This is a genomic window from Microbulbifer pacificus (assembly GCF_002959965.1).
GTDB classification, from domain to species: Bacteria; Pseudomonadota; Gammaproteobacteria; order Pseudomonadales; family Cellvibrionaceae; genus Microbulbifer; species Microbulbifer pacificus_A.
Genome location: NZ_PREV01000027.1, coordinates 1,548,156 through 1,562,086, shown reverse-complemented (window position 1 = coordinate 1,562,086; position 13,931 = coordinate 1,548,156). Strand labels below are relative to the sequence as shown.

Sequence of the window (13,931 nt, the reverse complement as noted above, 5' to 3'; positions counted from 1 at the left end):
TTTTTGCCGCGTTAGGCGCCGCTAAATATGTTTGAGGTAAATCGTGGACAGTATTTTTCTGCTGGTCCCCCTGGTGATTCTTTTTGTCGCCGGTGCGCTGAAGCTGTTCTTTTGGGCGGTCAACAGTGGGCAGTACGACGATCTGGAGACCGAGGGGCGGCGCATCCTGTTTGATGACGACCTGCCGCGAGAAACTGGCAAATACCAGCCGGGGGAAGCGATAGACGCCGCAACATCGAAACCGGACGGCCCTCCGGGGGAGCGCTGATGCCGGAGTGGAGCAGCCTCGGCGCCGCCCTGGTCATCGGTTTCCTGGGCAGCAGCCATTGTATCGGTATGTGCGGGGGGATCTCTGGTGCTCTCGGGCTGGCAGTGCCCGGGCAGAAGCCCGCCTGGCCGCGCCTGCTGGGTTATTCCACTGGGCGTGTGGCCAGCTATACCCTCATGGGGCTGTTGGTCGGTCTGCTGGGCGCCTATGTAGCGACCGATATCGCCAGCAGCCTCGCCCCTCTGCGCCTGCTGGCAGGATGCATGCTGATCGCCATGGCACTGTACCTGGCGGATTGGTGGCGCGGCCTGGTATGGCTGGAGCGTGCGGGTTCTCCGCTGTGGCGCGGGTTGCAGCCACTGTCGCGGAAGTTATTGCCGGTCAAGTCTACGGCTCACGCCATGGCGCTTGGCGCGCTGTGGGGCTGGCTTCCCTGTGGCCTGGTGTATAGCGCGCTTACCTTTGCCCTGGCCCAGGGTGGAGGAGGGCAGGCGGCGCTGTCCATGCTCGCGTTCGGGATCGGCACACTGCCCGCGGTACTCGCTACCGGCTTCGCGGCCACACGCCTGCGGGAGACGGTGCGCAGACGCGGTGTCCGCCTGTCCATGGCGGTGCTGGTGTTACTGTTCGGCATCTGGACTATCTGGGGCGCGCTGGGACATGGCGATCACGGTGACCACGATGGGTATCATGCAGCGCGACAGGGTGCCGACAACACTGGCGAGCACAGTACTACCTCCAAAACTACCTCCAAACATCACTCGGAGCATCACGCCGAGGATCGGATTTCGCCGCGTGCGCCTCAGAATCGCGAACGGGGCGAATACCAAGACGAACATTCACACCAGCACCACGGTAGTCATCACCCGGGTGAGGATTTTAACGCCGGATCTGGGAACTGAATCCCGCTCTTATTTGCGCTCCTTCGATGCATTTCCCTCGGCGTGGCAGATTCCGAAGGTTAGGGGTACACTGGCGCCTGTGCAATTTCTGGCCTGACCGCTTTGGCGGTCGCGGCTCACGTCACTGTGGGCTTCGCGCGGAGATTGCCAAGTGACAGTTGGATGGCATATGAAAAAAATAAAAAACAAAGTGCGCGGAAAGTCGGGTGTGGATTCTGCGGTGGCTCAGGACTGCCCGAATTCGCCCACCAGTATCTGGATCAACCTGTTTGCGCTGGCAATCTCACTGGGGGCGGTCGTTTGGCTTCGCGCCTACGGCCAGGATCTGGACGTGAAAACCCACGCGTTGGTCATTGTGGCGGTGGCTTTGGCGCTGCCGATCATCGTGCTTGAGTGGTTGATCCTGAAGCCCTATCGCAATCCCTCGGCGGGGCTGGATTTCGGGCGCAGGAATTACAGCTTGGGCCGCACGGCGGTGAAACTGCTGGGGTTTTATCTCGCCGTCGGTTCCGTGGCCTTTGTGTACTGGTTGTTCCCCGAGTATCACGGTTCCTTTTACGACAACTACTTCTCGGTAGTGCGCGCAGTTCTGCCCTGGTGGCTGTTGCTTGCCGTGCCGTATTTCTATCTGCTGGACGGCGCCATGCTCGATCCCAAAGACAGCTACTGGCATCTTGGCCGCTGGCTGTTGGGCAAGCGCCGCGGTATTTCCGGCAAGGCGATCGGGCAACTGTATCTGGGCTGGCTGGTGAAGCTGTTTTTCTTGCCGCTGATGTTTGTGTATATGGGGAACAACCTCGGCACCCTGCTGGCATTTGATTTCTCGCGGCTTCTGGACAGCTTCAAGGCAGTCTTCGATTTTACCTTCAACTTCCTGTTTTATATCGACCTGCTGTTTGTCACCGTGGGGTATGTGTGCACCCTGCGGTTGTTTGATTCCCATATCCGTACCGCGGAACCCAGCTTTCTCGGCTGGGGTGTGGCGCTGATCGGCTACCAGCCGTTCTGGAGTCTGTTTTCCGGCACCTATCTCAAATATGACGACGCCCCTGCCTGGGGATTCTGGTTCTGGGATACACCGATGGCATACGGAATCTGGGGTTCGGTCATTCTGCTACTGATTGCCATTTACGTGTGGGCCAGTATTCCCTTCGGTATCCGTTTCTCGAACCTGACCCATCGCGGCATTCTCACTAACGGCCCCTATCGCTATACCAAGCACCCGGCATATATCAGCAAGAATATCTCCTGGTGGATGATTTCCATGCCGTTCATGGTAAGTGCCAGCGTACCGGAAGCGCTGCGCCATTCACTGTTGCTATTGATGGTGAACTTCATCTATTTCATGCGCGCGCGCACCGAGGAGCGCCACCTGTCATGGGATCCCACTTATGTGGCTTATGCCAATTACATCGGTGAGCGGGGCATGTTTGCCTTTCTCGGTCGCTGGTTCCCACTGCTGCGCTTTGGTCATGGCCACCTGTTTTACCGTGGGGCGGATGTGCCGCCGCCTGCACCGCTGGTGACCGGCAGCGTCCCTGCCGGTGTCACCGCGCCGGCCAGCTCCTGAGCGAAGCCGGGGAGTAACGGCAGATGGTGAGAATGCTCACGGCAGTTCCGCACTGGTGGCGCCAATGCCGTGTCGGGTTTTCCGCAGGTGGCGGGTGGCGCGGAATATCCGCTGACAGTTGGGGCCGGGTGCCGCCCGGTCTGCGCCGGATGGATCGCCGCTGGTGGGGGTATGCCGGGCTTTACCTGCTGATTATCCTGGGAATCTGGCTGCGGGTGGACCAGGTGTTCACGCACAATCCCATGGATCACATCTGGAGTGACCCCCAGCGCCACTGGGAGCAGGGCACAGAGACCCTGCGGCGCGATCCCATGACGCTCACCGATCCGGTGATGTATCAGGTCTATGTGGGGGTGCTGGCCAAACTCACTCTGGGTGAACCACTGCTGGTTGCCTTTTTTACTGCGCTGCTGGCATGTCTGACTCCCTGGATCTGGTACCGCTTTGCGCGTGAACTTCTGCCCGGGCGTATGCAGGCGACCGCAGTCTGGGCCGCGTTGTCCCTGCTGCCATCCTGGATTGCGATCTACAGCTATTTCATGCAGGAAACCCTGCTGTTGCCTCTGCTGGGGGCTGCGCTTTATGCCAGCTGGCGCTGCCGACGCAAACAAACCTTGGCGAGCTTTCTGTTGATGGTTGTGTTGTGGACACTGGCGGGGTTGACGCGGGGCATTGCCATTCCACTGGCGGCAGTCGTTACTACCTGGTTGTGGCTGGTGCAGTCGCGAAAGCTGGCGAAGGCGGGTTACAGCCTGCTTCTGCTCGGCCTGTTGATGGGGCCGCTGGCGTACCGCAGTTACGCGGTCATGCATATGGTCTCTCCCCACGGTATAGGCCAGTTGGTGGCGCTGTACTTGCGATCCGGCAAACGGGAAATCCACGTGCATTACAGCCGACAGGGCGCGCAGTGGAACTACTGGTTTGGCTCGCCCTCCACGGGTGAACGGCCTCTCGCTCCTCTGAGTGACTGGACCACCTCTCGGGATGGCCAGGTGCATGCGCGCGTCCGCATCGAAAACGGCGCCGATGACTGGAACCGCGCTCTCGAAAGGTATCCCTGGACAATGGAGCGGTATCTGTCGCTGACGGGAGAGAACCTGATATATCTGTTTTTCGGTTCATCCTGGCCAGATAACAACCGCGAACGCTGGCTCGAAGCCGTCAATCACCAGAGCCGCTGGCTGTGGACGCCGTTGACCCTGTTGCTGGTTGTGGGCTCGGTTTTTTACTGGCGCCGGTTGCGCGGTACGCGCCTGTTCACGGCAGTGCTGATGACCTGGATACTGGTACAGGGGCTGCTGCCCATTGCGGTCAATGAAGGGCGGTATCGCAAACCGGCGGAGGGACTGCTGCTCACTCAGGCGATATTGCTGCTTGGTGTGATGCGCCGCCGCGCGCGTCGGGATGACACTGTGGCAGGTGAGAGTTCTTGGCTGGCCGACGGTGGTTTGGCAATTGATCCTCTGCTGCCCTCTACCTCGACGTTATCGGAGCGGAAAATCCGGCGAGAAACAGACGATGCGACGGCCTGACAGTGACGTTACTGTGCCGCGTCGGTTGTGGCATTGGCTGGAACGGGCAGGGCGCTTTGCCGCGGTGGGCGGAGTGGCAACCGGATTGCAGTATTTGCTGTTGGCGGCATTGGTGGAACTGGCTGCACTGAATGCGGTGGTGTCATCTGCACTGGCCTTCTGTCTGTCGGCGATAGCGAACTACCTGCTTAATTTCTACTTTACGTTCGGCGGTGGTGCGCATCACGGACAGGCCCTGCCGAAGTTCGCCGTGGTCGCGTCCTGTGGTCTGGCCAGCAACACGGTGTGTTTTTCAGTCATGCTGTATTTTTTACCTTATTTGCTGGCTCAGGTGGTCGCAACGCTGATCACGTTGGTCGGTAACTTTCTTCTGCATCAATTCTGGATCTATCGGGAGCCGCAATGGAATCCGTAGTTGACTCTGCCGCTGCGTCATCGGCGCCGTCCCTTGCCGTTGTGGTCCCCTGCTACAACGAAGAGGCGGTGATCGCGGAAACCACTGCGGAATTGCTGGCAGTACTGGCGGAGTTGGAGAGCGAAGGGCGGATCTCGGCCCTGTCAAAAATCTATTTCGTGGACGATGGCAGTCGTGACGCCACCTGGCCGATGCTGGAAACGCTTGCCCGTAAAAACGAACGTATCGTAGCCGTAGCACTTTCACGCAATCGCGGCCATCAAAATGCGCTGTACGCCGGCCTCTCGCAGACCTGTGAAGATATGGTCGTCAGTATCGATGCGGACCTGCAGGATGGGCCGGAAAACATCGCCGTTATGGTGGATGCCTATCGCACCGGCTTTGAAGTTGTTTACGGTGTACGTGAGGAGCGGGAGAGTGATACCCGGTTCAAGCGCATGACCGCGGAAGGGTATTACCGCCTGATGCAGCTTCTCGGTGTGGACTTGGTGTTCAATCACGCGGACTTTCGTCTGATGTCGCGGCGCGCGGTGGATACCCTGCTGCAGTATCCGGAAACCAACCTTTTTCTGCGCGGCATGGTGCGTGAGCTCGGTTTCCGCTCCACCTCTGTGGCCTACGCGCGGAGGCCGCGATTGGCGGGTGAGAGTAAATATCCGTTGCGGCGAATGCTGTCGCTGGCGTGGAAGGGGGTTACCGCATTTTCCATTGCGCCACTCAGAGCCATCACCGTGCTCGGTCTGGTTTCTGGTGGGTTGGCACTGGGGCTGATCGCCTGGGTTTTGTCGGTGAAACTTTTCTCCAACTCCGTGGTGCCGGGCTGGGCATCAATCATGGTTCCGGTGCTGTTTATTGGCAGTGTGCAGCTGTTGTGCCTGGGAGTGATAGGGGAATACCTGGGGAAAATTTACGAAGAAGTGAAGCGCCGACCCCGGTTCCACCTGCGGGAGGTGGTCGGCGCGGAGCCGGTGTTGGCTGCGGATGTCGAGTCCCGGGGGGCGAGTATCCGCAGCCTGAACACTCAGGTGTACGACAACGTATCGGACTGACCGCCGGAGAAACACTTGCGGCCCAGTCTGACCATTGGCGGCAGCACCTCTAGGGCCTGTTTATTCAGACAGTAAGCGCAGGGACAGGTCGGTGGCGCGCAGGTGCTTGGTCAGGCTGCCGGACGAAATGTAATCCACCGCCAGCCCGGACAGCTGCTGCAGACGTGCTGCATTGACGCTCCCGGAAATTTCTATTTTTGCGCGGCCGTGGGCGAGTTGCAGGGCTTGCTCGGTCATCGCATCGGTAAACTCGTCGAGCATGATGACATCGGCACCGGCGTCGAGTGCTTGCTGAAGCTCCTCCAGGCTTTCCACCTCCACTTCCACCAGCGCACCGGGTTTGATCCGGTGTGCCTGCTGAATGGCCTTGTCGATCCCGCCGGCGGCGGCGATGTGGTTTTCCTTGATCAGGAATGCGTCGTAGAGGCCTATGCGGTGATTGTGACAGCCGCCGCAGAGCACGGCGTATTTCTGCGCCGTGCGCAAGCCCGGGATGGTCTTACGGGTATCGAGGATTCGGATTTCGGTTCCGGCGGCGAGTGCCGCATACTCGGCGGCGGTGGTGGCGGTGCCGGAGAGCGTCTGTACAAAGTTGAGCGCACAGCGCTCTCCTGTGAGAATCGAGCGCGCATTGCCGCTTAATTCAAACAGGGTGCTGTTGGCGGCAACTCTGTCTCCATCTTCCACATGCCAGTGCAGTTGGAGGGCTGGATCCAGTTGCTGAAACACCTCTTCCACCCAGGCTTTCCCACAGAACACGCAATCCTCACGGGTGATCACCCGCGCACGGGCCCGGCGATCCGCGGGGATCAGTTGAGCGGTGATGTCACCATCGCCAATATCTTCGGCCAGTGCATGCCTCACGGTGCGTTGAATATCCTGCAGCAGGTGGGGAATGGCGGCGTCGGCGGGAGTCATGGAAACCTCGGTCTATAGAAAGCTTCGCCCCGGCGGGGCGGGTGTCGTGGCTGGCAATACTAGCAAATTCGCGAGGTGGGCCTGAAGATGCGTCTAGTGTTCAATGCTGGGCGTCGCCAGTAGCGGCTTCCGAAAGTTTCCTGCGATCGGGCTGTGACTATCGTCGCAAAAACGCCCGTGCCAATTATGAGATGGTTGTGCTATAAGCGGATGAGTCCGTAGAATCGACAGTCGGTCAGGATAGGCCGCTACGCGCTGTTGTTCCGTTCATGGGGTGGCGCGCGACAAGTAGACACCAGGTTCGCAGATGGTTTCCCAGAACCCCTGCGGTTGCATCACCCGGTTTGCCCGAAGGGCTACCGGCCGAGGCTATGTGGCAATGAAAGATTCCAACAACGTGGTATCCATGCAGGGTTTGCAGCGGGAACAGCGCGAAAGTAAAAAAAGCGCCAGCCTCCCGGCCCCCGTGATGGCCGTGCGGGATAAGGCCCGAACGCTCTTCGCGGAGCAGGCGAAGCAGGTGTTTGCCAAGGTGGATGACTCGCTATTTGCCATGGCGGAGAAAGCCCACGGACAGGAGGAGCAGGACGGCCTGTTCCAGGCGCTGCGACTGCTGCGGGTGGAGCGGCGCAAGGTGGTGGAGCAATTTGCGGACAATGTCGCGGGCGCTTTCCTGGTGCGCGAGGCCTCCGATAACAAATCCGAAGATATTTATTCCGCAGACAACCTGTCGTTAGTGCACAACGATGAACTTGAGCAGCTGGTGGCAGTGGACACCATGGTTGCCAATGCCAAGCGGGACTTCGCTGAACCTCTCACCGAAATTTCTCTGCGCCTCAATACCCTGTTGTCCGTCAAGATCTACGACAAAAATAACCCTGTTGGCCCTGACGCAATCTGCGATGCCTTTGTCGAGGCCTCTCGCCCGTTGAATTTGCACATTCGCGCACGCCTGACGTTGCTGAAAAAGTTTGAGCAGATCGTCATGGTGAACCTGGGTTCCATTTACGACCAGTGTAATGAACTGTTCGTTGAGCTCGGGGTATTGCCCTCGCTCAGGCAGCAACGCCGGGCCGCTCGTCATCAACAGCGCCCGACGGGTCGTGGCCACGCCCCCCAGCCGGGGCAGGATGCGGCGGGCTCTACGTCGATGGGGGCCAATGTCACCGCTGCTGGGTATGGCCTGCTGCCCGTAAACTCGGGTGTCGCACCGATGGCGGCCCAGGATCTGCTCTCTCACCTGGGAGCTCTGCAAAGTCATCTGCCCGTTAGTTACGATGATGGCGGTATTCAGCTGTTGAATATCAACAGCCTGCTGCAGGAGCGCCTGGTCGATGTGCGCCAGTCTGCGGCGCTGACCAAAGTAGACAGCGATATCATCAAGCTGGTGGAGATGCTGTTTTCGTTCATTCTCGAAGACCGCAACCTCGCCGAACCGATCAAGTCCCAGTTGGGGCGTCTGCAGCTGCCATTGCTCAAGGTGGCCATCGCCGATAAGTCATTCTTCAGCAAGGGCGGCCATCCTGCGCGAAAATTGCTCAATGCGCTGGCGGATGCCAGTACTGGCTGGCAGGCAAAAGACAACTATGAATCCGACCCTCTGTACCGGAAGGTCAGTGATGTCGTCGCGCAGGTGCTGTCGGAGTTTGATCAGGATATCAATATCTTCTCGGTACTGCTGGAATCCTTCCAGGAGTTCATAGAGCGTGAGCGCAAGCGCGCGCAGAAGCTGGAACAGCGTATCGTCGATGAGGCCGATGGTCGCGCCAAGACTCAGGCTGCGCGTGCGCGCGTAGCGGCGGTAATGGACGCACTGGTGGCAGAGCGGGATCTGCCGCCGGTGGTGACCGAATGGCTGGAAAAAGTCTGGGCCAATATGTTGTTCCTGAGCTGTATTAAAGAGGGAACGGACAGCGAGAGCTGGAGCCGCGATGTGCGCACGGCAAGGGATCTTGTGTGGAGCGTCCACGCACCGATGCCCGACAGTCGCAAGCAGTTACTGGGCTTGTTGCCGGCGTTGCAGGAGCGTCTGAAGGCCGGAGTGGAAGCGGTTTCACTTAATTCTTTTGATGCGCGCCGTATGTTTGCCGGCCTCAAGGAGGTTTATCGTGAACGCTTTGCGCTTGCCCAGCGTATTGCCGAAGAGCGAAGCCGCCGTGCGCGTGATGAGGTGAGGGAGCAGCTGCGGGATGAGGTGCGTGAAGAAGTGCGTGCCGCCTCTCAGGTTTCCGCGGTGGCGGATGCTGAGGAGAACATCGTCGAGCTGCCACAGATGGAAGAACTCGAGCAGGTGGTCGCCGCGGTCGAACGCCAAGTGCAGCACGTGGACGTTGAGGAACCCTCGGAAAATGACTCCTATTGGCAGCAGACGTTCCGCCTGGCACAGGGCAGTTGGTTTGAGCTGAAGCGCGGAGATGAAGAGCAGTTCCGCTGCCGTCTGGCGGCGGTGATCAAGGATATTGACCAGTTTATTTTCGTCAATCGCAATGGTGCCAAAGTGGCGGAGTTCACTCGCCGGGAACTGGCCCAGGCGCTGCGTGCCGCGCAACTGATGCCGCTGGATGACGGTATGCTGTTTGAGCGTGCGCTGCAGTCGGTCATCGGGACGGTACGTAAGTCCCGTGGAGAAATGCACTGAGCAGGATCTATTCCTGCTCTGTGCCCCCTTTTTTGTCATAAAACTGTCACGTTTTCGCTCTGTACCCTAACTACGTGACGAAACGTGTATTTCGTCGACCTCGTTGTACCTCCCTCGCTGTGACTCTCCTGACTTGTCGTTAATATCCAACTTTATACCGGAAAAATGACGAAAAAAGGCCCTTTTAGGGTCTTGTGTGTCGTTTAGGATTGCTGGATATTGAGAGAAAATTCCGTTTTCTATTGATGGCTCTCATCGGTAACACATGCTGAGTGTGCTGATTTTTTACCGGTTCGCGGGTAGCTGAAAGATAAAGCCGTCGTCATATCTGTGTGATTCGTCCGAATCAGATATAAATCATTGATCTGCTGCAGGGTATGGAGAGATGTCACATAGGTTCCTGCGGTCTGTACACTCAAAACCATTGCCAGGAGGGCAACTGGAATGAGCACGGATGATATGGAAAGAAATAATAAAGAACTGTTTGTCATAACCGGCGGTGTCTTGAGCGGGGGCAAGAGAGAACGCGGTGGTCATAAAAAGGATCGCGCGAGCACCCGAGGTTCCGCACCACAGAAGTTGTCCAGAAATGTGAATCTCGTCAGTCAGAAAGCCACACAGTGGTTGCGGGCCCGGGCGGAGGAAGTACTCGCCCAAGTAGATGATTCACTGTTTGCCATGGCGGAAAAAGCGCATCAGCAAGATGAGCAGGATCGGCTGTTCCATGCCATCCGCGCAATCCGTGTAGCGCACGGCAAGTTGCTGGACGGTTTTTGCGGTGGGGTGGCAGCGTATTTCCACACGCCGCGCGGTGACATTCTTGAGGAGGCCTCCCCCTTCGAGGTATCTCCTGCGCGCGCGAATCTCTCATTGCTCCACAATGATGATCTGGAGCAGCAGGTGCTCATTCGCACCATGGTTTCGAATGTCAAACGGGATTGCGCTGCACCCATCGCTGCACTTTCTCTACGTCTGGACACGCTGCTGTCGAGCAAAATCTACGACGACAATATGCCGCTGGGGCCAGCGGCTATCTGCGCGGCGTTTGCCGGCACGCTGGGTGATGTTGAAATGGCTCTGCGTGCGCGTATGACGGTGCTAAAAAAGTTTGAGTTGCAGCTGATCAATCGCCTGGCGGAATTGTATGACGCCTGTAACCAGTTACTAGTCGAGCAGGGCGTACTACCGGCGATAGAGGACCCTTTACTGCACCGGAATCGTCAACAGGTTCACCCCCCGCGTCGATCCGAGCACCGTTCCGATGCAATACCGAATGCCGATGCAATGCCGAATGTCGGGACGCGGGAAGCAGGAGATGTAGTACTGCAACCGCGTGGCGTAGACAGCGTTGCGCCCACTGGTGCGGTCCCTGGAGTGGGACATGACGGTGGGGGAGCTGGGAGTGCAGGGCATTTTTCCCCGGGGTTGATTCCCCCGGGCTCTGGTGTTGCGCCTATGGCGACACCGACGCTGCTGCAGCATCTGGGGCGATTTCAGATGGCCATGTCTCCGCAGTCTGGCGCTACGGGGCGACTGGTCAATGTCTCCGAGTTATTGCAGCAACAACTCGTTGCCAGCAAGCAGAGCGCATCGCTGCACGAGCTGGATAGCGAAGTGATTCGCCTGGTGGACATGCTGTTTTCTTTCATGCTTGAAGACCGCAATCTTGCCGAGCCCATCAAAGTTCAGTTGATACGGCTGCAGTTGCCCATGCTCAAACTGGCGGTTGCTGACAAAGCGTTTTTCAGTAAGAGCGGACATCCGGCACGTCGCCTTTTGAATGAGCTCGCTGATACAGCGATTGGCTGGCAGCCGGGCGAGAACTATCTGAACGACCCTTTGTATCGTGAAATTTGTGCGATTGTCGACGATGTGCTGAAGGAGTATGACCAGGACGAACAGGTATTCCAGCGTCTGCTGGAGTCCTTCCGGGAATTTTCTCAGCGTGAGCGCAAACGCGCAGCGGTTATGGAACGGCGTACCATTGACGAAGCTCAAGGTACCGCCAGAGTGGAGGCGGCCAAGGCGCGAGTAGCCGCGGTGTTTGATGCGCTCACCGCAGAGCGCAAACTGCCGAACGTTGTACACGAATGGTTGAATCGCGTGTGGAGCAGTGTGCTGTTCCGTACCTGCCTGAAAGAGGGGACTGACAGCGGTTCTTGGCGTCAGCATGTGCTGACCGCCCGTGACCTGATTTGGAGCGTCGTGGCTCCCATGCCGGAAAGCAGTATCAAAATGCGTCAATTGCTGCCGGATTTGAAGAAGCGGCTGGAAGAGGGGGCACAATCCCTCTCTCTGAGTGGTGGGGAGCAGTTGCGTTTGCTGGGCGGTCTCGATGCGTTTTACCGCGAGCGGCAGAAGCTTGGTGAGCGTGTGGAATCCGAACGCGAGCGCCGTATTCGCGAACGCCTGGTGCAGGAGCTACGGCGGGAAGCGGACAGCGTTTTGTCGATCCCTGAGGAGTCTGAAAGTGAGGTACTGGACGATATACGGGAACTTCCATCGACGCATCAGGCCTTGCCTGAAGTGGACGAGCTGCAAAAGGTGGTAACCGAGGCGGCGATCGCTACTCCCTCCGACCTCAAAGCGTTGCCGCAGAATGATGATCATTGGTTGCTTACATATCATCTAAAAGACAGTTGGTTCCTGTTGCGACAGGAGGAAAAATTACCGGCACGCTGCCGTTTGGCCGCCATCATCAGTGATCTGGACCAGTTTATGTTCGTCAATCGGCAGGGGATCAAGGTCGGTGTGTACTCTCGCCTGGAGCTCGCGCATGCGTTGCGCAACGAGGAACTGCTGCCGCTCGAGCAGGGGCCTCTGTTCGAGCGCGCGTTACAGTATGTGGTGGGCAACTGCGGTGAAAGCAAACTACCGATCAGTGTCTGATAGGACGATACTGTCCCAATAGATGTGATATAGAGAGAAAAGGCCGGAGTCACTCCGGCCTTTTCTTTTCCCTCCGTTCATCGATACATGGTCCATGCTTGATGTTCTCGGATGACGTATCGCTATTGGCAGTTGGATCATTGCTTCCATAAAATGTCCTCTGCTCAATTGCCACGGGGGCGTGTTTGTGAAATATGAGGTCCAGTCAGGCTGGCTATCCGGTGCGCGTCGCGTGCCGAGCCCGCATTGCAACAGCCGTCCGGGTGATACAGACGTGGATTTGCTGGTCATCCACAGCATCAGTTTGCCGCCGGGGCAGTATGGTGGGGCTTACATTGACGAGTTCTTTCTCGGCCACCTGGATATCGACGCGCACCCCTACTTCTCCGAAATTGCCAATCTGCAGGTATCGGCCCATTTTCTTATCGATCGAAATGGACGGGTTACCCAGTATGTCCCGCTCTCCGCGCGTGCCTGGCATGCGGGGCAATCGGCATTTTGCGGGCGGGAAAACTGCAATGATTTCTCCATTGGCATTGAGCTCGAGGGGCTTGATACAGACATCTTCACCCTGGCCCAGTACGAGTCCCTGGCGGAGGTGACACTAGCCATCATGCAGGCCTATCCGATGATCGATAAGTCGCGTATTACCGGGCACTCGGATATCGCACCGGGGCGGAAGCTGGACCCCGGCCCGGGATTCGACTGGGTACTCTATTTTGAGAAGCTGGATCAGTTGAGTGGTCAGTGACATGACCTTGAACTGCGGATATGGCGTACATAACGACACGGCCCATGAGTCGGCCACAACGATAAATTAGTGATTGAATTTGGGGGGAGCAATGGCGCTTTTGATCGTGCTGTTGGCATTGGGGCTGGTGCAGATATGGGGCTCCGGCGGACCACTGCACCGGGATGGCTGGTTTTCGGACTGGCGGCAGTTTATATACCGACGTGCCCTGATACGTGGCAGGCCGGGTATTGGATTTGGTTTGCAGGTACTCGCACCTGTGCTGTTGGTAGCCCTGTTGCTGGCACTGGCAGAATCGGCAGCCGGTGGTTTCGGTGTTTTACTGGTAAGTGTACCGGCGCTGCTGTACAGCTTTGGTCGCGGTAACTTCAATGAGGCAATGTCGGGATACCTGCGCGCCTGGTATCAGGGCGACATGAAGGCCGCCATCGCCGCTGCTGAACCATTACTGGACACTGAAGACCGTGCGGCAGCCTCCGCATTGACCGACCCGCAGGCAATACACCAATTGGTGTTTCGCGCGGCCGCGTATCGAGCGTTTGAGCGACTGTTCGCGGTTCTGTTCTGGTTCCTGCTGTTGGGGGTGCCGGGAGCGGTACTTTATCGTCTGAGTCAACTCGCCGCCAAAACCCCGACACAGGGTGAGCACATGGAGGCGGCGGATCGTGATCTCGCCGCACGCTGGCTGTGGCTGGTCGAGTGGCTGCCCGTGCGGGCGGTAGGCTTTACCTTGGCAATCGTTGGTAATTTTGCCGGATGTTACCGGGTCTGGCGGGAGCATCTCACCTGTCGGGAAAGCCGCACGGAAGACATCATGGCGAACAATCTCGAGGGGGCGCTCGGTGGAATCGACAGCAGTGAATGTAGCGCCGGCGCAATGGTGAGCGAGGGGCAGCGCCTGTGTGGCGCGGAGCTGGAAGCCATGCAGGGGGTGCTGTCCCGCGCGCTACTGATGTGGCTGACGGTCATGGCGTTGTATGTATTGTTTGGAAGCTAAGC

The 13,931-nt window shown here is 58.2% G+C and carries 11 protein-coding genes; 10 read left to right on the top strand and 1 reads right to left on the bottom strand.

Annotation, left to right across the window (positions count from 1 at the left end):
• Positions 1-43 precede the first annotated feature (43 nt).
• From ccoS to C3938_RS17410, 6 genes are all read left to right on the top strand, one after another.
• Positions 44-268, top strand: coding sequence for a cbb3-type cytochrome oxidase assembly protein CcoS (gene ccoS / locus C3938_RS17435; RefSeq protein ID WP_105104460.1), 225 nt, complete (start codon positions 44-46; stop codon positions 266-268).
• Positions 268-1,170: a sulfite exporter TauE/SafE family protein gene (locus tag C3938_RS17430; RefSeq protein ID WP_105104459.1), complete on the top strand. Its 903-nt coding sequence runs from the start codon at positions 268-270 to the stop codon at positions 1,168-1,170. Before ccoS ends, C3938_RS17430 begins: the two co-directional genes overlap by 1 nt.
• A gap of 169 nt (positions 1,171-1,339) precedes the next feature.
• A complete protein-coding gene (locus tag C3938_RS17425) occupies positions 1,340-2,740 on the top strand; it encodes an isoprenylcysteine carboxylmethyltransferase family protein (RefSeq protein ID WP_233998971.1) in 1,401 nt (466 codons plus the stop codon).
• Positions 2,741-2,889: 149 nt separating this feature from the next.
• Entirely contained in the window at positions 2,890-4,272 is a 1,383-nt protein-coding gene (locus tag C3938_RS17420; protein WP_105104602.1) for a glycosyltransferase family 39 protein, read from the top strand.
• The gene (locus C3938_RS17985; protein ID WP_267893060.1) at positions 4,259-4,687 is read left to right on the top strand and encodes a GtrA family protein; all 429 of its coding nucleotides are present in this window, start codon (positions 4,259-4,261) and stop codon (positions 4,685-4,687) included. The genes C3938_RS17420 and C3938_RS17985 overlap by 14 nt, the downstream gene beginning before the upstream one ends.
• Positions 4,675-5,736, top strand: a complete 1,062-nt coding sequence (locus tag C3938_RS17410; RefSeq protein ID WP_105104457.1) for a glycosyltransferase family 2 protein — start codon at positions 4,675-4,677, stop codon at positions 5,734-5,736. Before C3938_RS17985 ends, C3938_RS17410 begins: the two co-directional genes overlap by 13 nt.
• A gap of 60 nt (positions 5,737-5,796) precedes the next feature.
• Here C3938_RS17410 and nadC read toward each other — a convergent pair whose 3' ends face one another.
• Positions 5,797-6,654 (bottom strand): carboxylating nicotinate-nucleotide diphosphorylase, encoded by an 858-nt coding sequence (gene nadC / locus C3938_RS17405; RefSeq protein WP_105104456.1) that lies wholly within the window; start codon positions 6,652-6,654, stop codon positions 5,797-5,799.
• A gap of 379 nt (positions 6,655-7,033) precedes the next feature.
• Here nadC and C3938_RS17400 point away from each other — a divergent pair, with 379 nt between their 5' ends.
• From C3938_RS17400 to ampE, 4 genes are all read left to right on the top strand, one after another.
• The gene (locus C3938_RS17400; RefSeq protein WP_105104455.1) at positions 7,034-9,292 is read left to right on the top strand and encodes a DUF1631 domain-containing protein; all 2,259 of its coding nucleotides are present in this window, start codon (positions 7,034-7,036) and stop codon (positions 9,290-9,292) included.
• Between the two features lie 444 nt (positions 9,293-9,736).
• Positions 9,737-12,181 (top strand): DUF1631 domain-containing protein, encoded by a 2,445-nt coding sequence (locus C3938_RS17395; protein ID WP_105104454.1) that lies wholly within the window; start codon positions 9,737-9,739, stop codon positions 12,179-12,181.
• A gap of 187 nt (positions 12,182-12,368) precedes the next feature.
• Positions 12,369-12,932 (top strand): 1,6-anhydro-N-acetylmuramyl-L-alanine amidase AmpD, encoded by a 564-nt coding sequence (ampD, locus tag C3938_RS17390; RefSeq protein WP_105104601.1) that lies wholly within the window; start codon positions 12,369-12,371, stop codon positions 12,930-12,932.
• 91 nt (positions 12,933-13,023) lie between these two features.
• Positions 13,024-13,929: a regulatory signaling modulator protein AmpE gene (ampE, locus tag C3938_RS17385; protein WP_105104453.1), complete on the top strand. Its 906-nt coding sequence runs from the start codon at positions 13,024-13,026 to the stop codon at positions 13,927-13,929.
• Positions 13,930-13,931 lie beyond the last annotated feature (2 nt).